Source organism: Actinomadura coerulea (assembly GCF_014208105.1).
Classification (GTDB): Bacteria; Actinomycetota; Actinomycetes; order Streptosporangiales; family Streptosporangiaceae; genus Spirillospora; species Spirillospora coerulea.
In genome coordinates, this window is sequence record NZ_JACHMQ010000001.1 from 7,003,642 (window position 1) to 7,021,277 (window position 17,636).

The 17,636-nt window shown below is 72.6% G+C and carries 20 protein-coding genes and 1 pseudogene; 13 read left to right on the top strand and 8 right to left on the bottom strand.

The window, feature by feature from the left end; all coding sequences use genetic code 11:
* Complete coding sequence (locus BKA00_RS32480) at positions 1-1,266, bottom strand: flagellar basal body-associated FliL family protein (RefSeq protein WP_185035403.1); 1,266 nt, start codon at positions 1,264-1,266, stop codon at positions 1-3.
* A gap of 55 nt (positions 1,267-1,321) precedes the next feature.
* Positions 1,322-2,950, bottom strand: a complete 1,629-nt coding sequence (locus BKA00_RS32485) for a hypothetical protein (protein WP_185035405.1) — start codon at positions 2,948-2,950, stop codon at positions 1,322-1,324.
* A gap of 358 nt (positions 2,951-3,308) precedes the next feature.
* Here BKA00_RS32485 and BKA00_RS32490 point away from each other — a divergent pair, with 358 nt between their 5' ends.
* The 4 genes from BKA00_RS32490 to BKA00_RS32505 all read left to right on the top strand — a co-directional run bounded on the left by BKA00_RS32490 (position 3,309) and on the right by BKA00_RS32505 (position 7,517).
* A complete protein-coding gene (locus BKA00_RS32490) occupies positions 3,309-4,559 on the top strand; it encodes a Mur ligase family protein (protein WP_185031528.1) in 1,251 nt (416 codons plus the stop codon).
* On the top strand, positions 4,549-5,265 hold the full coding sequence (locus BKA00_RS32495; RefSeq protein ID WP_185031530.1) for a type 1 glutamine amidotransferase: 717 nt from the start codon (positions 4,549-4,551) through the stop codon (positions 5,263-5,265). The genes BKA00_RS32490 and BKA00_RS32495 overlap by 11 nt, the downstream gene beginning before the upstream one ends.
* Positions 5,266-5,432: 167 nt before the next feature.
* Positions 5,433-6,860, top strand: a complete 1,428-nt coding sequence (locus BKA00_RS32500; protein ID WP_221493393.1) for a fibronectin type III domain-containing protein — start codon at positions 5,433-5,435, stop codon at positions 6,858-6,860.
* Positions 6,861-7,022: 162 nt separating this feature from the next.
* A complete protein-coding gene (locus BKA00_RS32505; RefSeq protein WP_230298811.1) occupies positions 7,023-7,517 on the top strand; it encodes a pyridoxamine 5'-phosphate oxidase family protein in 495 nt (164 codons plus the stop codon).
* Positions 7,518-7,590: 73 nt separating this feature from the next.
* Here BKA00_RS32505 and BKA00_RS40130 read toward each other — a convergent pair whose 3' ends face one another.
* Positions 7,591-8,202, bottom strand: a complete 612-nt coding sequence (locus tag BKA00_RS40130) for a TetR/AcrR family transcriptional regulator (protein ID WP_221493395.1) — start codon at positions 8,200-8,202, stop codon at positions 7,591-7,593.
* A gap of 93 nt (positions 8,203-8,295) precedes the next feature.
* Between BKA00_RS40130 and BKA00_RS32515 the strand changes: the two genes are divergently transcribed.
* Together BKA00_RS32515 and BKA00_RS32520 are read left to right on the top strand one after the other, a co-directional pair.
* Positions 8,296-9,192: an NAD(P)-dependent oxidoreductase gene (locus BKA00_RS32515; RefSeq protein ID WP_185031536.1), complete on the top strand. Its 897-nt coding sequence runs from the start codon at positions 8,296-8,298 to the stop codon at positions 9,190-9,192.
* Between the two features lie 52 nt (positions 9,193-9,244).
* A complete protein-coding gene (locus tag BKA00_RS32520) occupies positions 9,245-9,898 on the top strand; it encodes a maleylpyruvate isomerase N-terminal domain-containing protein (RefSeq protein WP_185031538.1) in 654 nt (217 codons plus the stop codon).
* Positions 9,899-9,927: 29 nt separating this feature from the next.
* On the opposite strand, the gene BKA00_RS38425 is transcribed toward BKA00_RS32520, so the two are convergent.
* Positions 9,928-10,113, bottom strand: a complete 186-nt coding sequence (locus BKA00_RS38425; RefSeq protein ID WP_221493396.1) for a hypothetical protein — start codon at positions 10,111-10,113, stop codon at positions 9,928-9,930.
* Between the two features lie 95 nt (positions 10,114-10,208).
* On the opposite strand from BKA00_RS38425, the gene BKA00_RS32530 reads away from it, so the two are divergent.
* Entirely contained in the window at positions 10,209-10,739 is a 531-nt protein-coding gene (locus BKA00_RS32530) for a DinB family protein (protein ID WP_185031540.1), read from the top strand.
* A gap of 6 nt (positions 10,740-10,745) precedes the next feature.
* On the opposite strand, the gene BKA00_RS32535 is transcribed toward BKA00_RS32530, so the two are convergent.
* The gene (locus tag BKA00_RS32535) at positions 10,746-11,765 is read right to left on the bottom strand and encodes a TerC family protein (protein WP_185031542.1); all 1,020 of its coding nucleotides are present in this window, start codon (positions 11,763-11,765) and stop codon (positions 10,746-10,748) included.
* A 179-nt stretch (positions 11,766-11,944) separates the two neighbouring features.
* Between BKA00_RS32535 and BKA00_RS41010 the strand changes: the two are divergent.
* A pseudogene (locus BKA00_RS41010) lies at positions 11,945-12,484 on the top strand (DUF2238 domain-containing protein); the annotation flags it as partial.
* Positions 12,485-12,586: 102 nt separating this feature from the next.
* Here BKA00_RS41010 and BKA00_RS32540 read toward each other — a convergent pair.
* Positions 12,587-12,949: a DsrE family protein gene (locus tag BKA00_RS32540; RefSeq protein ID WP_185031545.1), complete on the bottom strand. Its 363-nt coding sequence runs from the start codon at positions 12,947-12,949 to the stop codon at positions 12,587-12,589.
* 151 nt (positions 12,950-13,100) lie between these two features.
* Positions 13,101-13,253: a hypothetical protein gene (locus BKA00_RS32545; protein ID WP_185031547.1), complete on the bottom strand. Its 153-nt coding sequence runs from the start codon at positions 13,251-13,253 to the stop codon at positions 13,101-13,103.
* On the opposite strand from BKA00_RS32545, the gene BKA00_RS32550 reads away from it, so the two are divergent.
* From BKA00_RS32550 to BKA00_RS32565, 4 genes are all read left to right on the top strand, one after another.
* Positions 13,252-13,737, top strand: a complete 486-nt coding sequence (locus BKA00_RS32550) for a heme-binding beta-barrel domain-containing protein (protein ID WP_185031549.1) — start codon at positions 13,252-13,254, stop codon at positions 13,735-13,737. The genes BKA00_RS32545 and BKA00_RS32550 overlap by 2 nt on opposite strands.
* A 418-nt stretch (positions 13,738-14,155) precedes the next feature.
* Positions 14,156-14,572, top strand: coding sequence for a Fur family transcriptional regulator (locus tag BKA00_RS32555; RefSeq protein WP_185031551.1), 417 nt, complete (start codon positions 14,156-14,158; stop codon positions 14,570-14,572).
* Positions 14,573-14,657: 85 nt separating this feature from the next.
* Entirely contained in the window at positions 14,658-15,644 is a 987-nt protein-coding gene (ygfZ, locus tag BKA00_RS32560) for a CAF17-like 4Fe-4S cluster assembly/insertion protein YgfZ (protein ID WP_185031553.1), read from the top strand.
* A 111-nt stretch (positions 15,645-15,755) separates the two neighbouring features.
* Positions 15,756-16,247, top strand: coding sequence for a hypothetical protein (locus BKA00_RS32565; RefSeq protein WP_185031555.1), 492 nt, complete (start codon positions 15,756-15,758; stop codon positions 16,245-16,247).
* 45 nt (positions 16,248-16,292) lie between these two features.
* Here the strand turns inward: BKA00_RS32565 and dtd are convergent, their stop codons facing one another.
* The gene (gene dtd / locus BKA00_RS32570; RefSeq protein WP_185031557.1) at positions 16,293-16,718 is read right to left on the bottom strand and encodes a D-aminoacyl-tRNA deacylase; all 426 of its coding nucleotides are present in this window, start codon (positions 16,716-16,718) and stop codon (positions 16,293-16,295) included.
* 19 nt (positions 16,719-16,737) lie between these two features.
* Here dtd and BKA00_RS32575 point away from each other — a divergent pair, with 19 nt between their 5' ends.
* A complete protein-coding gene (locus BKA00_RS32575) occupies positions 16,738-17,565 on the top strand; it encodes a beta-keto acid cleavage family enzyme (RefSeq protein WP_185031559.1) in 828 nt (275 codons plus the stop codon).
* Positions 17,566-17,636: the final 71 nt, after the last annotated feature.

Below are 17,636 nucleotides of genomic sequence, written 5' to 3' on the forward strand. Positions count from 1 at the left end.
TCAGATGTCGCTCTCGGCGCGGGTGGGGAGGCCCGCCTTCTCCGCGACCACGTTCCAGTAGCCGATGAACTCGCTCTTGGCGGAGCTGGCGCGCTGGTTGACGTCGGCGACCTCGCTCTCGGACGGGCAGCCGGGCGCGCGCTCCAGGTAGCGCCGGTTCGACTCCGTCGACGCCTCAAGGGCGCGGACGAGCGCGGCCTTCATCTCCTCGCCGTCGAGGAGCGCGCCGACCTCCAGGCCCCGCGCCTTCTCCAGCTCGCCGCGGCGCGCGTCGAGGACGCGCCGCACCCCGCTGACCGGGCAGCCCTGGGTGACGACGGTGCCGAGGTCGGAGCGGGTGCCGCCCATCTCCTCCAGCAGGCCGTTCACGGCGGCCGCCTGCGCGTCGAGGTCGCCGCCGCTCGCGGGGCTGTCGGACGCGGACGCGACGCCCTGGCTCTGCCCCGTGGACGGACCGGAGGCCGCGGGGGGCGGCTTGTCGGATCCGCTCGGCCAGAACACGATGCCGAGCGCCACCCCTATCAGGAGGACGACCCCCGCCGCGCCCAGGAAGTAGGGCATCGTGCTGCGCTTCGGCGGCGCCGGAGGCTGCCAGATCGCGGGCTCGGACCACGGCTCGGCCGCCCACGGCTCGGGGGAGAGGTGCGTCGTCCGCTCCTCGGCGGGCGGCATGTTCAGCGTGTGGTCGGGCCGCGGCTCCCACTGGACGGGGTTCTGGTCGCCCCACGGCGGCGGCACCGGATCACGCGGCACCGGCACCCCGCCGGGAGTGCTCCCACCCGGCGCCCCGCCACCGTAGGGGGCAGCTCCGTAAGGGGCACCGCCGTAGGGGGCGCTGCCGTACGGGCCGCCTTGGATGGTGGGGTCGTCCGCGTCCGGGGGGTTTCCGCCTGGTGGTGTGCCGCCCATCGGGCTGCCGCCGTACAGGGAGCGGTACGGGTCGTCTTGGACGGTCGCGTCGTCCGTGTCAGACGGGTTGCCGGCCGGCGGCGGGCCGCCCATCGCGCTGCCGCCGTACGGGGCGCTGTACGGGGCGCCGTACGGGTGGTCCTGGACGGTGGCGTCGTCCGCGTCCGGCGTCCTCGCGCCCGGTGGGGGGCCGAACGGGTCGCGGGACGTCTGGTCACGGGAGCCCGCGTCGCCCGCCCTGGCCGCGCTGTCCAGGGCGGTAGCGTCGTCGGCGCCCGGTGGAACGAGGGGCGCGTCGCACTGCGCGCACCTGGGCGACGAAGAAGCGGAGTCGGTTCCGCAGTTCGGACACCGCATGACGGCCCCCTGCCCGGTGAGTTCGAACGGTCAGAGGATACTGCGTGACCGACCGTTACACCCGTTTCCAGCTACGCTGCGGCTGATCGGTCTTCTTCGCGACCGGGTTCCACAGGACGACGAACTGCTTCTTCGCGGCCGTCGCGCGCCGTTCGGCGTCAGCGCGTCCCGGGACCTGCGCGGCGCTCGGACGCGGTTTGCCCTTGCACTTGCGCTGGTTCGTCTGCGCCCACTTCAGCAGGACCTGGTCGACCTGGAGCGAGGCCCCGAGCGCCTGGTGCAGCGAGCCGCGCAGCCGCTCGCCGTTCGCCAGCTTGTCGACCTTGAGGCCCTGCGTGCGGCGCATCTGGTTCGTGCGGCGCTGCGCGACCGTCTGGAACCCCTGGATGGCCTGCGGCAGCGTCTTGCACTTGCCGGCCCGGCCGAGCGCCCCGGCGAGGACCCGGCGGGTGGCGACGCTGTCGTTGAGGATCCCGTTCAGGACCGCGGCCTGCTGCTTCATCTCGGGCGGGATCGCGTTCTTCTGCGCGACCTGCTTCTGGGACGCCGCCGGGGACGGGTCGCCGCCCGTCGGCGAGTCGTCACCGGACGGCCACGCGACGAACGCGACGGCGCCGACCGCGACCGTGACCAGCGCGGCGACGGCGGCGATCAGCGGCTTGCTCGTCCCGCTCCTGCCCTGGTCGGGCCCGCCCGGCGGGAACTGGCCCGGCGGGTAGCCGCCGTACGCGGGGTCGCCCGGGCCCATCGCGCCCATGGGCTGCATCCCGGGGCCCATCGGGCCCTGGTTCATGGGCCCGGGCGACATCGGGCCCTGCTGCAAGGGGCCCTGGTTCATGGGGCCCTGCTGCATGGGCCCCTGGTTCATGGGCCCGTGCTGCATCTGCATCGTCGGCATCGGGCCCTGGCCCATGTTCCCCATGCCGCCCATCGGGGCGGGGGCGCCCATGGGGGAGCCGGGGTCCATCCGCGTCTGGTCGAGGTCGTCGCCGAAGCCCTGGGCGCCGGGCACGGCCAGGCCCGTCCCCGCTCCGGGGGCGATCTGCGTGGCCTCGGCGTCCGGATGGGCGGGGAACTGCGGGCCGCCGGGGGGCTGCTGCCCCCACGCCTGCGTGGCGTCGGTGTCCGGTGCCTCGGGCTTGCGCGGCTGGGCGAACCACGAGTCCGGGACGATCGACTCCGAGCGGGGGGCCTGGTCCTGGAGCCCGAACGGGTTGGACGCCGAGGCGGGGCTCTGGTGCTCCGCGGCGGGCGGCGCCTGCTGCCCGCCCGCCCACGGGGACTGCGAGGGCGGGGCGGCGAAGGCGCCGGAGTCGTCGTCCGCGTCGGGGTCGAACGTCCAGGCGGCGGTGTCGTCGGGGTCGGGGGCCGGCAGCGGGGACGCGACGGCGGGCGTCGGCGCCGAGGCGATCGCGGGCGGCTCCGCGGGCACCCGGATCGGCGGCTCGGCCGACAGCCGCAGCTGTGCGGGAGGCTCGGGCGCGCCCTGCGGGCCGGAGGCCCAGGACGGCGGAGCCGTCATCGTCAGGTCGGCGCCGCCCGGCACGCCCGCCGGGGCGGCCTCCGCGACCGGCGACGCCAGCGGAACGGCGGGCCCGACCGAGTACACGTCGATCGGCGCCTCGCAGTGCGAACACTTGCCGAGCGTCCCAGGCGTGTCATTCCCGCACGTCGGACACTGCATCGCTCAGACCTCGCCTTTTAGCCGCTTGTCCACGCTTGCGATCCAGGCCCGCCGCCCGGGGCGGGCACCGCTCCCCGCGATCATCAGCGGGGCTCCCGACAAAAGTAGTGGGTGACGCCGTTCTTGGACGCGTGGTTGGTAATCCGGCGCACCGCAGTCGGAGGTCGCACGCAATCACGACATGTCGGTACTGGTCAAGATTGCTGCCAGTGGTTTACCGAGATCGTTGTGATGCTGCTCACATTGTGCACCGATGGTGTGACGGACGTCGCCCGAACCGCCCGGCACGCCGCGAGCGCCGCCCTCAGCGGCTAGGCTCAAAGCGGTTTTCCCGGCGCATCCAGAGAAGACGGAGTCCATGAGCGATCTTCCGCTGCGTTCGCAGCTGGCCGTCGCGCTCGGTCGTACGGCCGCCAAGATGTCCCGAATGGCGGGCCGTGGGGACGGCTCGGTGATCGGCGGCCGGGTCGGCCTCCGGCTCGACCCGGAGCTGCTGACCAGGCTCGCCAAGGACCGCAAGCTCGTCCTCGTCAGCGCCACCAACGGCAAGACGACGACGACCCGGCTGATCACCTCGGCCATGACGCCGCTCGGAGAGGTCGCCACCAACGCGTTCGGCGCGAACATGCCGACCGGGCACGTGTCCGCGCTGGCGTCCGCCCCGTCCGCCCGCTACGGCGTGCTGGAGTGCGACGAGAAGTACGTCCCGATGGTCCTGAGGGAGACCGGGGCGAACCTCGTCGCCCTGATGAACCTCAGCCGCGACCAGATGGACCGCGCCGCCGAGATCTGGCTGCTGGCCGGCAAGTGGCGGCGCGCGCTGGAGGCGTCCCCGACCAGCCATGTCATCGCCAACTGCGACGACCCGCTGGTCACCTGGGGCGCGTCCACCGCCAAGAGCGTCACCTGGGTCGCCGCGGGCCAGCACTGGCGCGAGGACTCCTGGTGCTGCCCCGAGTGCGGCGGCCCCCTCGACCGGCAGGACACCGACGAGGACAGCGACTGGCGCTGCCGGCAGTGCCACTTCGCCCGTCCCCGCCCCGACTGGGCGCTGCGGGGCGACACGATCACCGCGCCCGACGGCCGGGCGTACTCCCTGGCGGGCCTGTCCCTGCCCGGACGCGCGAACCGCTCGAACGCCCTGATCGCCCTCGCGGTCGTCGCGCAGTTCGGGGTGCCGCCCGAGCAGGCTCTCCCGCTGCTGTCGCAGGTCACCTCCGTCGCCGGCCGCTACACGACGGTCGAGCACCAAGGCCGCTCGCTGCGGCTGCTGCTGTCGAAGAACCCCGCCGGATGGCTGGAGGCGTTCGACGTCCTGCAGCCCGCGCCCGGCCCCGTCGCGCTGTCGATCAACGCGCAGGGCCCCGACGGCCGCGACACGTCCTGGCTGTGGGACGTCGACTACCGCATCCTGCGCGGCCGCCCCGTGTGGGTGACCGGCGAGCGCCGCATCGACCTCGCCGCCCGGCTGGAGGCCGCCGAGGTGTCCTTCACGGTGGTGGACGACATCGACCAGGCGGTCATGGCCGTCCCGCCCGGGCACCTGGACGTGATCGCCAACTACACCGCCTTCCAGACCATCCGAACGAGGTACGGCCGTGTCGTCTGACCGCATCAAAATCGTCTGGATCTACCCGGACCTGCTCAGCACCTACGGCGACCAGGGCAACACGATCGTCCTGGAGCGGCGCGCGGCGCTGCGCGGCATCCCCACCGAGACCGTCAGCCTCCGGTCCGACGAGGCCGTCCCCGCCGACGGCGACATCTACCTGCTCGGCGGCGGCGAGGACCGGCCGCAGATCCTCGCGGCGCAGCGGCTGCGGGGCGACGGCGGCCTCGCGCGGGCCGTGCAGTCCGGCGCGGTCGTGTTCGCGGTCTGCGCCGGCTACCAGCTGCTCGGCCACGAGTTCGGCGGCGAGGAGGGCCAGCCCGTGCCGGGCCTCGGCCTGCTCGACATCCGCTCCGGCCGCGGCGAGCAGCGCGCCGTCGGCGAGATCGTCGGGGACGTCGCGGGGGAGCTGAACGTCCCGCGCATCACCGGCTTCGAGAACCACCAGGGCGTCACGCACATCGGCCCGAACGCGCGCCCGTTCGCGAAGGTGCTGCACGGCGTCGGCAACGGCGACGGGAACGGCTTCGAGGGCGCCTACAGCGGCCGCGTCCTCGGCACCTACATGCACGGCCCGGCGCTCGTCCGCAACCCCGGCCTGGCCGACCTCCTGCTCCGCTGGGCCGTCGGCAGGGACCTCCCCCCGCTGGACGACTCGTGGGCGGGCCGCCTCCGCGAGGAGCGCCTCCAGGCCGTGATGACCTGACCGCTCGTGAGCTGACCTGCTCGTGAGCTGGCCTGCTTGTTGGCTGACCAGCATGTGACGTGACAGGCCCGGCCGGTTCGGGTGGTTCGCCGCCCGGCGGCCGGGTTCGTCGGACGTCGCCGGTTTGGGCCTGGTGCGGTGTGCCTCGTGCTGCCACCGTAGCGATCGTGATCTGCTGCCGTCCCTCCCGCCGGGCGCTCCTGCGCTGGAGCGCCGTCGTCGCGGGCGCCTCGCTCCTTCCCGCCGTCGAGGCGTCGTCCGCGCGCGCTTCGGACGACGTCCGGCCGGTGAACCTCGAACTGGTCACCGTCACGGAGACCACGGCCGTCCTCACCTGGTACACGGGCGTCCCTGGGACGGACGACGGTCTGGGACGGATGCGACCCGCGCCGTCCGACGCCGAGGTCCTGTACGGGACGCACCCGTCCCGCCTCACCAGCGTGGCCCACGGCCCCTCCGGCACTCCGTACCACTACGTGGAGTTGACCGGCCTGGAGCCCGGCCGCACCTACTACTACAGAGCCCGCTCCAGAGGACGGGACGCCGCACCCACCTGGCTGGCGGCGGGCCAAGCGGCGGGCACCCCGTACGGGGAGGTCTTCGCTTTCACGACCCCGCAACCGCCTCCGGGCAGCCACCTCTTCTCGGTCGCCCTCTGCAACGACCTGCACCTCGGCGAGACGGTGGCCGGGCTGGTCGGGCAGCTCCCCTGGATCAAAGGCATCGAGCAGGTGCCCGGCCATCCGCCGTATCCCGAGGTGATGGCGAAGGCTCTGATCGCCGACGCGCGGGCCCGAGGCGCGCACTGCCTCCTCGCCGCCGGGGACGTGTCGAGCGAGGCCGCCCCCGCCGATCTCGCGAGCGCCAAGAGCATCCTCGACACCTTCGGGACCCTGGGCGACGACTACCTGATAGCCCGGGGCAACCATGACCGGGCGCACTCCGGCGAGCCTTACGGCGAGTGCGGCCCAGGCGAGCACCAAGGGAACGACTGCTTCAAGGACGCGTTCTCGACGTCCGGCCGGACGTACTTCTCCCACGACCTGCGGGGGCTGCGCGTCATCGGGCTCGACACCTACGACAAGCCGGGCGACGGCGGTGACTCCGGCGGGCTTTCGGCGGAGCAGCAATCCTGGTTCGAAGCGGAGCTGAAGAAGGACCCGGAGCGCCCCACCCTCGTCTTCGGCCACCACCCCCTCTTCACCGAGAACGACCCGCTCGCCATCACCGGGGCCCATTCGCTCGACGCGGGCCAGTCACTGCGAATCCTCACGGCCTACAACCGGACGCCCGGCGTCTTCCTCCACCACGCCGGCCACACGCACCGCAACCAGCGTTCCGTTTTCCCGCTCGCACCCCGGGTCGTCCAGCAGGAGGTCGGGGCGGTCAAGGAGTACCCGGGCGGCTTCACGCTCCTGCGCGTCCACACCGGCGGGTACGCGCTCAACTTCTACAAGACCCGCGGGGACGAAGCCCGCGCCTGGAGCGAGCGCAGCCGCCAGGAACTGTCCGGGCAATGGCCTCAGCTTTCCCTCGGGAACCGTCCCACCGACCGCAACACGGTCGTGAACCGCGACCTTTCAGGGCTCAGCTGACAGTGCGGTCGTGAACCGCGTCCCCGACTTCCCCGGCCGCCGCGCGGGGGAGCGCGCCGCGACCGGCTACGTCGACCATCCGACGATGGATCTCGCCGCCCGGCGATGAGTTTCCGGGACGTCCATGGTCATTCCCTCCGACAACCCATGAAGGAGATGACCATGGACCTTCCCCAGGGCGACGTGCGCCTGCTCGAAACCGATGTCGCGCAGCGCCTGCTGCACTCCACCATCCCGGCCCGCATCGCCTACACGGCCGTCGACGGGACGCCGCGCATCATGCCGTCCTGGTTCACCTGGACCGGCGAGGAACTGGTGATGGCGACCTACCTCCACTGCCCGCCCATGGGGATCCTGCGCCCGGCCGCCCGCGTCCGCGCGCTCCGCGAGCGTCCCGACGTCGCCGTCAGCATCGACACCGACACGCATCCCCCGGAGGTCCTCCTCCTGCGCGGCCGCGTCTCGATCACCGAGGTGGACGGCATGGTGCCCGAGCAGGCGCAGGCGGCCCGCCGGTTCCTCGGCGAGGAGGGCGGCGCGGGCTACGTGGCCGGCGCCGACCACCCCGAGACCCGCATGGCCCGGATCGCGCTGCGCCCCGCCTGGGCCGGCGTCATCGACTTCCGGACCCGCCTCCCCGGCGTCATGTCGCACTGAGGTCATGAAGCACTGAGTTCATGAAGCACTGAGTTCATGAAGCACTGAGGTCCTGAAGCACTGAGCCACGGCGTCAGGCGGGGTCCTCGGGGGCGCGGGGGTCGGCGCAGGAGTCGAGGTAGGGGGCCAGTTCTCTGGCGACGGTGCGCAGGGGGCGGACGCTCTGTTCGGCTCTGGCCAGGAGGATGGCGCCTTCCAGAGAACTGACCATCAGGGTCGCCAGGGCGGTCGCCCTGCGGGGCGGGACGCCCATGGCGGTCAGTTCGCGGGCGATCGGCCGCCGCCAGGCGGCGAACGCGGCGGCCGCGGCGGTCCGGGTGGACGCCGCGGAGTCCGCGCAGTCGACCGTGGCGGCGGCGACGGGGCAGCCGCGGTCGAAGCCCGTCGCTGTGAACTCGTCGGTCCACTGGCGGACCATCGCCGCGAAGAGCCCGCCGGGCGTGGGACGCGCCATGGCGGCCACGAAACGGGCGACGCGGTCGCTCGCATAGCGTCCGGCCCACTCGACCGCCTCGTTGACCAGCTGCTCCTTGCCGCCGGGGAAGTAGTGCTGCAGCGAGCCGCGCGGCGCCCCGGCGTGCTCGGCGACCTCGCGCAGGCCGGTCGCGGTGACGCCGTCGCGGCGGATGAGCTGCGCCGCGCTGAAGACCATCCGCTCCCGCGGGCCCCTCTCGCCGGTCGCCAAGACCGCCTCCCTCGACGAAACTTCACCTGCTATTGCCCTATTTACCTGGGTCATTATCATGACCACTGTCATAACTCGCAAGTTCTGGAGGCGATGGTGGACAGCGACGTCGGTTTCATCGGCCTCGGTGTCATGGGGCTGCCCATGGCGCTCAACCTCGTCCGGGCGGGCACCGGGCTCGTCGTCTGGAACCGGACCGCCGCCAGGTGCGAGCCGCTGCGCGCGGCGGGCGCGGCGGTCGCGGAGGATCCCGCGGACGTCCTCCGCCGCACGCGCGTGGTGTTTCTCATGCTGGCCGACGGCCCCGCCATCGACTCCGTTCTGGGACGCCGGACGCCCGGCTTCGCGGCGAACGTCCGGGGACGGACCGTCGTCCACATGGGGACGACGTCACCGGGCTACTCGCGCGGCCTGGAAGCCGACGTCCGGGCCGCCGGCGGACGGTATGCCGAGGCGCCCGTGTCCGGTTCGCGGGGTCCCGCCGAGTCGGGCGAGCTCATCGCGATGCTGGCCGGGGAGCCGTCGGCCGTGGACGCCGTCCGCCCCCTGATGCCCCCCATGTGCGGCGAGGTGTTCGTCTGCGGGCCGGTTCCGCAGGCCCTGCAGATGAAGCTCGCCGTCAACCTGTACCTGATCACCATGGTCACCGGGCTGGCGGAGGCGTTCCACTTCGCGCAGCGGCACGGCCTGGACGGGCGGCGGTTGCTGGAGGTGCTCGACGCCGGGCCGATGGCCAGCACCGTGTCGCGCGCCAAGGCCCGCAAGCTGCTCGACCGCGACTTCGCCGTCCAGGCGTCCCTCGTCAACGTCCTGGACAACAACCGCCTGATCGCGGAGGCCGCCCGCGCCGCGCGGCTCGCCTCTCCCCTGCTGGACGTGTGCCACGCCCTCTACGGCGAGGCCGTCGCGCTGGGGCACGGGGAGGCCGACATGGCCGCGGTCGTGCGCGCACTGGAGGCCCGGACGGCCGCACCGGCGACCGCCGTCTAGCGCGGCCCGACCCGCTTGTCCGCCGTAGCGGCGCGGCGTTACCGTGCCGAGAGTGGATCACTTCTCGCGCTCGTGGACGGCGCTGCTCGCGGCGGTCGCCGGCCTCCCGGACGAGGACTTCGCGCGCCCGTCCGGCTGCGCCGGCTGGCTCGTGCGGGACCTCGTGTGCCATCTGGTCATCGACGCCCAGGACGTCCTGATCACCCTGGTCACTCCCGCCGACGCCGAACCGACCGTGGACGCGGCCGGCTACTGGAAGCTCGTGGAGCCCCCGACCGGCGACGACCCGCTCGACGCGCTCATCCCGCGGCTCGCCGCCGCCTACGGGGAGCCGCGGCTGCTCAGGTTCCACCTCGACGACGTCGGCTCGGCCGCGGGCCGCGCGGCGGGGCTGGCCGATCCCGCCGCCCGCGTCGGGACCCAGGACGAGGTCCTGACGGTCGGCGACTACCTGTCCGCGTACGTGGTCGAGTGGACGCTGCACCACCTCGACCTGATCGCGCACGTGCCGGAGGCGCCCGGTCCGCCCGCCGAGACCCTCGCGGCCGCCCGGGCGCTGCTGGAGCGGATCGCCGGAGGCCCCTTCCCCGGCTCGTTCTCCGACCGGGACGCGCTGCTGGTCGGCACCGGACGCCGGATGCCGACCGGGGCGGAGAAGGCCGAGCTGGGTGATCTCGCCGTGAGGGTCCCCTTCGTCCTCGGCTGAGCGCGCCCCCCGGTCGGGCAGGGCCCGGCTCAGTCCCTGACCGGGAGGTCGTAGAAGCGGCGGACGCTGGAGCCGACGCGGTCGAGGTCCGTCCCGTAGATGTGCAGGGCGACGCCGGCGGCCTCGCCCGAGCCGCCAGGAGCTGGGACGCCCTCGGCGCCCGGGCGGAAGGGGACTTCACGCGAAAGCCCATGGCGCGGCTCTGACGCGGCCAAAGAAGTTCTCCCGTCCGGCGATCGAGGCCGGGATCTGACCGCCTTGGTTCCTAGCGTGGTCCCGCAGCCGAACGACATGACCGAAGGCGGGAACCATGAACGTTGACAACACGCGGGCCCTCACCGGGGAGCGCGCGGATCTGCTGGCGGAGCTCGCCAAGGCGCGGCACTTCCTGCGGTTCACCACGCGGGACCTCACCGACGAGCAGGCCGGGCAGCGGACCACGGCGAGCGAGCTGTGCCTCGGCGGCCTCGTCAAGCACGTCACGTCCTGCGAGCGGGGCTGGGTCGACTTCATCCTCGAAGGTGCCGCCGCGATGGGCGACTTCACCCAGATGACCGAAGAGGACTGGAAGCGCCGGGCGGACGAGTTCAGGATGCTCCCCGGCGAGACGCTGGCCGGCGTGCTGGACGCCTACGAGGAGGTGGCCCGCCGGACCGACGAGCTGGTCCCCACGCTGCCCGACCTGGACGCCCGGCACGAACTGCCCAAGGCCCCGTGGAACACCGAGACGCACTGGTCGGTCCGCCGGGTGCTGCTGCACATCACGAGCGAGACGGCCCAGCACGCGGGCCACGCCGACATCATCCGGGAGTCGCTGGACGGGGCCAGGAGCATGGGCTGAGCCCGGTCAGCGGGCGGCCGGTTCCTCTTCGCGGGGCTTCTTCTCGCGGCGCCCGCGCAGGGAACCGGCCTTGGCCTTCTCCTCCGGATGGTGGTGGACGCGGACGAGGCTGGCGCCGGTGGTGAACAGCAGGATCACCAGGATCACGCCCAGGGAGAGCGTCGTCGGGATCTCGGGGACGGACTTGGAGACGTCCTGGTGCAGGAACTCCAGGATCAGCTTGCAGCCGATGAACGCGAGGATCACCGACAGGCCGATCGACAGGTAGACGAGGCGTTCGAGCAGGCCCTCGATCAGGAAGTAGAGGGCGCGCAGCCCGAGCAGGGCGAACGCGTTGGCGGTGAAGACGATGAACGGGTCGTCGGTGACGCCGAACACGGCCGGGATGGAGTCCAGCGCGAACAGCACGTCCGTGCTGCCGATGGCGACGAAGACCAGCAGCAGCGGCGTCATCACGCGCTGCCCGTCCTCGTGGGCGAGCATCCGCCCGCCGTGGAAGTCCTGGCTCACCGGCAGGATCTTCCGCGCGCGGCGGACGAGGAAGGTGTCCTCCACGTCGGGTTCCTCGTTGCGGTGCCGGATGAGCTGGACCGCCGTCCAGATCAGGACCAGCCCGAAGACCAGGAACGTGAAGGAGAACAGGTTGATCGCGGCGGCGCCGACCGCGATCAGGACCGCCCGCAGGAGCAGCGCCGCGGCGATGCCGAACAGCAGCGTCTTCTGCTGGTACTCGGCCGGCACCGAGAACCTGGCCATGATGATCACGAAGACGAAGAGGTTGTCGACCGACAGGCTCTTCTCCACGATCCAGCCGGAGAAGTACTCGGTGCCCGCCGTCGACCCGGCGAGCATCCACACCGCGCCGCCGAACAGGACCGCGACGGCGATGTAGAACACCGACCAGAACGTCGCCTCCCGGATGTGCACCGCGTGCGGCCGCCGGACGGCGACCAGCAGGTCGAACACGAAGAGCGCGATGATCAGTGCGATCGTCGCGCCCCAGGCCCATGCGGGTATGTCGGCCATCCGGCGGCTCCAGGATCGGGGGCGGGTCGGCACTCCTATTTCCGTTCCTCGGCGGTTCTACCGCGACGGCCCCTCGCCCCGGCCGCCAGATCCGGTTCCGAAGCAGGGCGAAGGCACTCAGACGGGCCTGAGTACTCGCACCGATGCCGCCGGCCAGGGCGGGCGGACATGCTTCGGTCATGGACACCTCGCGCCGCTGGCGCCCGCCCGCCCTCGCGGCCAAGGCCGCTCTCGCCGCGCTGCTGGCGCTCGCCGTCGCCTTCCCCGACTGGGACCGGTTCGCGGACAAGGCGATGGGCGTGCGGGTGGCCGCCTACCCCGCCGCCGTCATGGTCATCACCCTCGTCTGGGCGCTGCGCGGCCGGGGGCGGCCCTTCCCCTGGGACGTCGACCTCCTCGTCACCGCCCCCTTCGTGGTGGACGTCGCCGGGAACGCCGCCGACCTCTACGACACCGTCGGCTGGTTCGACGACGCCTGCCACTTCGGGAACTGGGCCCTGCTGAGCGCCGCCGCCGGCGTCGCGCTGCGCCGCTGGGCGGGCCTCGGCTCCTGGACGCTGGCTCTGACGTGCACCGGCCTGGGCGCGGTCGCGGCCATCCTGTGGGAGTTCTTCGAGTACGGCGTCTTCATCCTCGACACCCCCGAGACCGTCACGATCTACCGCGACACCATCGGCGACCTCATGCTCGGCCTCGCCGGGTCCGCCGTCGCGGGGCTCCTGCTCGGCCTCCGGAGCGCACGGCCGTCCGGGCACCGGGCGGCCGGCCCGGAGAGCGCGCGCCCGGACGTCCGCCCCGTGCCGGCGGACGTCCGCCTCGTGTCAGTACACGAGGGCCTGGACGTCGGGAAGGGTGATCTCTTCGACGAAGGTCGGGGCGCCGGCGATGCGGATGCCGGGCAGCACGTCGTCCGGGCCGATCTCGCGGCGGGCGGCGCACTGGGTGCAGAGCGTGACGCGGCCCGCGGCGAGGACGACGCCGAGAAGGTCGTCCAGGGAAGTGGCGTGGGGGAGTGAGAACCCGGCGGCCCGCCCCGGCAGCGCGAACCACGCGGACTCCCCGGTCAGCCACAGGGAGACCGGGACCCCGCTCGCCGCGGCGGCCGCCGCGACCGTGAACGCCTGGTTGCACCGCTCGGGGGCGTCCGCGCCAGCCGTCACCTTGATGACCAGTGGTCTTGCCATGGAGGGCACTCTAGCCCGGTGTTCCGCGTAGCATCCTGCGATGTGGCCGGGTTGGTGAACGCGGGGATCCTCGTCGTGGTGCTGGGGCTGATGGCGGTCGCCGCCGTCCTCCTCGTGATCAAGCTGGGCCGTCTGAAGTAGGCCGGGCGGGTCAGCCGAAGGAGAGGTGGTCGACGGCGACCACGGCGGCGCAGGCGAGGAAGACGGCCGCGCCTCCGCCGTACCCGATGCCCGTGAACATCACCGCTCGGCGCCGGTACTCGCGGCGCGGACGGCGGCGCGCGCCGCTACGCTCGGTGCCCATGGACGTTGAGCTGCACCCGGACCTTGAGCCGCTGAAGTTCCTCCTCGGCACCTGGGAAGGCGCCGGCGTGGGCGGCTATCCCACGATCGAGTCGTTCAACTTCGGCCAGGAGATCTCGTTCACGCACGTCGGGAAGCCCTTCCTGGTCTACGCGAGCCGGACCTGGAAGATCGAGGAGGACGGCACGCTCGGGCGTCCGCTGGGCATGGAGACGGGGTACTGGCGGCCGCGGCCCGACCACCAGGTCGAGGTGACGCTGGCCCACCCGACGGGGATCGTCGAGATCTACGTGGGGAACGTGGCGTTCAACCGGGTGGAGCTGCACACGGACGTCGTCGCGCGGACGGAGTCGGCCAAGGAGGTCACCGGCGGCCACCGCCTCTACGGGCTGATCGGCGAGGACCTCGGCTGGGCGTACGACATGGCGGCGATGGGCCACCAACTCCAGTCGCACCTGTCGGCCCAGCTGAAGAAGGTCTCCTGAGCGCCGGACCCGGCGGGCCGCGCATGTGAGCGTCGGGGGAACGACCCCCGGACATGAACGATCCCCGGACCTTCCCGCCGGGTGGCGGGCGATGGACAGGACGGGTCCATCGGTCCGGGGACCGGGTAACTGCCTGGTATTCGCCGGTCACCGTCGCGACCGGCTACCTCAGCCCGTGGGCGGAGGATCCGAGGCGGAACGGCGACTAGCGGACAGTCACCTCGCGAGTCCTACAAGCAACCATTAGTTAGGACCACCTCCTTTCGCGCGTCTCACGAAAGTATGCGAAGCCCGCGCGGAGAGGCAAGCGGGTTTTCCGAGGGCTGAAACCGGACGTTCGCCCAGGCCCGGTCACGTGGCGAGGCGCAAGGCGAGCGAAGTGGGCCGGGACTTTGAAAGCACAGCCTAGACTCGGTGCATGGTCGAGTCGTGGCAGGAGGAGCTGCGGGCTAAGGGCTACCGGGTGACCCCGCAGCGCCAGTTGGTGCTCGAAGCGGTCACCAACCTGGAGCACGCGACCCCCGAGGAGATCTGCACCGAGGTGCAGCGCACCGCCCGCGGCGTGAACATTTCCACCGTGTACCGGACGCTCGAACTCCTGGAGGAGCTCGGGCTCGTCAAGCACGCCCACCTCGGGCACGGCCCGCCGAACTACCACCTCGCCGCCGAGGCCGAGCACATCCACCTCGTCTGCCGGGGATGCCACACCGTGGAGGACGTCGACCCCCGCGCGGCGGCCGGCCTGGCCGACGTCCTGGCGCGCGACTTCGGCTTCGAGACCGACGTCCACCACCTGACCGTCTACGGGCGCTGCAAGGACTGCCGCGGGAGATAGCCGGGCGGCATAGTGACGGCGGCAGGGTCACGGCGGCAGGGTCACGGCGGCATGGTTCGCGGGTCCGCGGCATAGTCTGGACGGCATGGAGAGCCCTCTGCTGCAGTCGCCCGGAGCCGTCGCCGCCGACGCGCCCGACCAGGAGGTCGCCGCGCACTACGGGGACCCTTCACGGGAGCAACGCTCCCTTGAGGAGGGGACGGCGTTCGTCGACCGGAGCAACCGGGGCGTCGTGCGCGTCTCGGGGCCGGACCGGCTGAGCTGGCTGCACAGCCTTCTGAGCCAGCATCTGGACGGGTTGAAGCCGTCCGAGCCGACCGAGGCGCTGCTGCTCAGCCCGAACGGGCACATCGAGCACCACCTGTTCCTCGTCGACGACGGCGAGGCCGTGTGGGCCCACGTCGAGCCGGGGACGGCCCCGGCGCTGGTGGAGTTCCTCGACCGGATGCGGTTCATGCTGCGCGTCGAGGTCGCGGACGTGTCGGACGAGTTCATGGTGGTCACCGGGCCCGGCGGTCCCGACGACGGCCGTCCCGCCTGGCCGGATGTCGCCGGGACGACGACGCGGATCGTCCCGCGGGGCGAGTTCCCGCCGGATCTGAGGCCGGCGGGGATCTGGGCGTACGAGGCGCTGCGCATCGCCGAGCACCGGCCCCGGTTCGGGCTCGACACCGACCACCGGACGATCCCGCACGAGGCCGGGTACGTGGAGACGGCCGTCCACCTGAACAAGGGCTGCTACCGGGGGCAGGAGACCGTCGCGCGCGTCCACAACCTCGGGCGTCCGCCGCGCCGCCTGGTGTTCCTGCACCTGGACGGCAGCGTCGACCGGCTGCCCGCGCACGGCGACCCGGTGGAGATCCCCGGCGGCCGGACGGTCGGGTTCGTCGGGTCGGCGGCCCGGCACCACGAGCTGGGGCCGGTCGCGCTGGCACTGGTCAAGCGGAACGTCCCGGTGGACGCCGAGCTGCTCGCGGGCGGCGTCGCGGCGGCGCAGGAGGTCGTCGTGTCGCCGGAGACGGGCGCGAACGCGCAGATCGCCCTGCGCCGCCGGCCGGCGGGACGCGGGTAGGCGGAATGCCAGGTAGGCGGAACACCGGGTAGCAGCCCGCCCCCGGGACGAATATCGTCTGATAAGACGATTTCTGACCGTTCTGTGCCCGGGGAAGGTGGATTCCTACCGATGGTCCCGAACCTGGGGAAAGGGGAGCCGCCTGCGGCGCGGAGGGGAGGGACCCGGCGCCGCCCGCGCCGGGAGTCCGCCCTGACCTGGTGGGCCGTGTTCGCGGCGATCGCCGGGCTCGCGTGCTGGCAGCACTCGTGGCGCCTCGCGCTGCTCGGCGTGCTGGGCTGGTGCCTGTACGAGTTCACCCTCGTCCCCACCCTGTGCAGGGTGCTGACGCCGAAGGGCGCGTCCTGCACCGAGCGCACCCGGGGACGGCTCTTCGCCTGCGGCCCGGCCCACCAGCGGCTCCGCAACGACGCGCTGTGGCGCCTCGCCGGACTCCGCAACCCGTTCGAGCACGGCCCCGTGGGGGACGAGAGCGACACCGGGACCGTGGTGGTGTCCTCGGACGTGCGCGGCCGCCTCGTCCCGCAGGACCGCGCCCTCATCCTCCTCGCCGCGGGCGGGACCGTCGCCGCGCTCGTCGGCATGGTCTACGGATTCCGCTGACCCGGGCGTTCCGGGCCGGCGGCGCGCCTTCGACCGGCCGCGCGGTCAGACGTCCAGGATCAGCGTGATCGGACCGTCGTTGACGAGCGCGACCTTCATGTCCGCGCCGAACTCCCCGGTCTCGACCTTCGCGCCCAGCTCGCGCAGCTCCCGGACCACCGCGTCCACCAGGGGCTCGGCGACGGGGCCGGGCGCGGCGGCCGTCCAGGACGGGCGGCGGCCCTTCCGCGCGTCCCCGTAGAGAGTGAATTGGCTCACGACGAGCAGCGGCGCGGTCAGGTCGGAACACGACTTCTCGCCCTCCAGGATCCGCAGCCCCCACAGCTTGGACGCCAGTCTGCGGGCGCTTTCCGCGCCGTCGTCGTGCGTCACGCCGACGAGGACCAGCAGTCCCGGCCCCTCGATCGCGCCGACGACGCGACCGTCCACGGAAACGCTCGCCCGGCTCACCCTCTGGACTACAGCACGCATGACCATGCATTCTGCCGCCATGGGAGCAACGACGCTCATCACGGTGGCGCCCACGGGCGCGGAGTCCGCCAAGGCGGACGTCCCGGCCCTGCCCGTCACCCTGGATGAACTGGTCCGGACGGCCGAGGAGTGCGAGGCGGCCGGCGCGGCCGTGATCCACGTGCACGTCCGCGACGACGACACGCGGCCCACACTCGACCCGTTCCTGCTGCGGGACACGGTGACGGCGCTGCGGGAGAGCACGGGCCTGATCGTCCAGCTGTCCACGGGCGGCGCGGTCACCGACCCGTACGAGGACCGGCTCCGCGTCCTGGACGCCGGGCCCGACATGTGCTCGCTCACCTGCGGGACGGTCAACTTCGGCGACGACGTGTTCATGAACCCGTGGTCGTTCATGGTGGAGCTGTACAAGCGCACCCAGGAGCTGGAGGTCGTCCCCGAGTTCGAGCTGTTCGACCTCGGGCACATCACGTCGCTGCACCGCCTCCTGGACAAGCACGGGCTCCCTTACGGCGGGCACGTCCACTGCGACCTGGTGATGGGCGTCCCGGGCGGCATGCCGGGAGACGCCCGCACCCTGGTGGCCGCCGTCGAGGCGCTTCCGGAAGGCGCCACGTGGTCGGCCACCGGCATCGGCCGGACGTCCCTGCCGGTCATGTTCGCCGCCCTGTCGGCGGGCGGCCACCTGCGGGTCGGCATGGAGGACACGGTCACCTTCGCCAAGGGCCGGCCGGTCACGGCGAACGCCGAGCTGGTGGAGCGCGCGGCCCAGGCGGCCCGCCTGGCCCAGCGTCCTCCCATGCCCGCCGCCGAAGCCCGCGCCCTCCTCGCCACGAAGCCCCGCTGAACCGCGGAAGACCGCGTCCCCTCCGGGTGAGTCAAGCCGGGATGGGGGAACTTGGCCGTTTTCGTGGTGCC

Coding starts and splice junctions, on each gene's coding strand:
- BKA00_RS32485 (WP_185035405.1), bottom strand. CDS start 2,950: ATGCAGTGTCCGACGTGCGGGAATGACACGCCTGGGACGCTCGGCAAG.
- BKA00_RS32575 (WP_185031559.1), top strand. CDS start 16,738: ATGGGAGCAACGACGCTCATCACGGTGGCGCCCACGGGCGCGGAGTCC.
- ygfZ (WP_185031553.1), top strand. CDS start 14,658: ATGGAGAGCCCTCTGCTGCAGTCGCCCGGAGCCGTCGCCGCCGACGCG.
- dtd (WP_185031557.1), bottom strand. CDS start 16,718: ATGCGTGCTGTAGTCCAGAGGGTGAGCCGGGCGAGCGTTTCCGTGGAC.
- BKA00_RS32480 (WP_185035403.1), bottom strand. CDS start 1,266: ATGCGGTGTCCGAACTGCGGAACCGACTCCGCTTCTTCGTCGCCCAGG.
- BKA00_RS32540 (WP_185031545.1), bottom strand. CDS start 12,949: ATGGCAAGACCACTGGTCATCAAGGTGACGGCTGGCGCGGACGCCCCC.
- BKA00_RS32565 (WP_185031555.1), top strand. CDS start 15,756: ATGGTCCCGAACCTGGGGAAAGGGGAGCCGCCTGCGGCGCGGAGGGGA.
- BKA00_RS32550 (WP_185031549.1), top strand. CDS start 13,252: ATGGACGTTGAGCTGCACCCGGACCTTGAGCCGCTGAAGTTCCTCCTC.
- BKA00_RS32490 (WP_185031528.1), top strand. CDS start 3,309: ATGAGCGATCTTCCGCTGCGTTCGCAGCTGGCCGTCGCGCTCGGTCGT.
- BKA00_RS32530 (WP_185031540.1), top strand. CDS start 10,209: ATGAACGTTGACAACACGCGGGCCCTCACCGGGGAGCGCGCGGATCTG.
- BKA00_RS32515 (WP_185031536.1), top strand. CDS start 8,296: ATGGTGGACAGCGACGTCGGTTTCATCGGCCTCGGTGTCATGGGGCTG.
- BKA00_RS32545 (WP_185031547.1), bottom strand. CDS start 13,253: ATGGGCACCGAGCGTAGCGGCGCGCGCCGCCGTCCGCGCCGCGAGTAC.
- BKA00_RS32555 (WP_185031551.1), top strand. CDS start 14,156: ATGGTCGAGTCGTGGCAGGAGGAGCTGCGGGCTAAGGGCTACCGGGTG.
- BKA00_RS32535 (WP_185031542.1), bottom strand. CDS start 11,765: ATGGCCGACATACCCGCATGGGCCTGGGGCGCGACGATCGCACTGATC.
- BKA00_RS32505 (WP_230298811.1), top strand. CDS start 7,023: ATGGACCTTCCCCAGGGCGACGTGCGCCTGCTCGAAACCGATGTCGCG.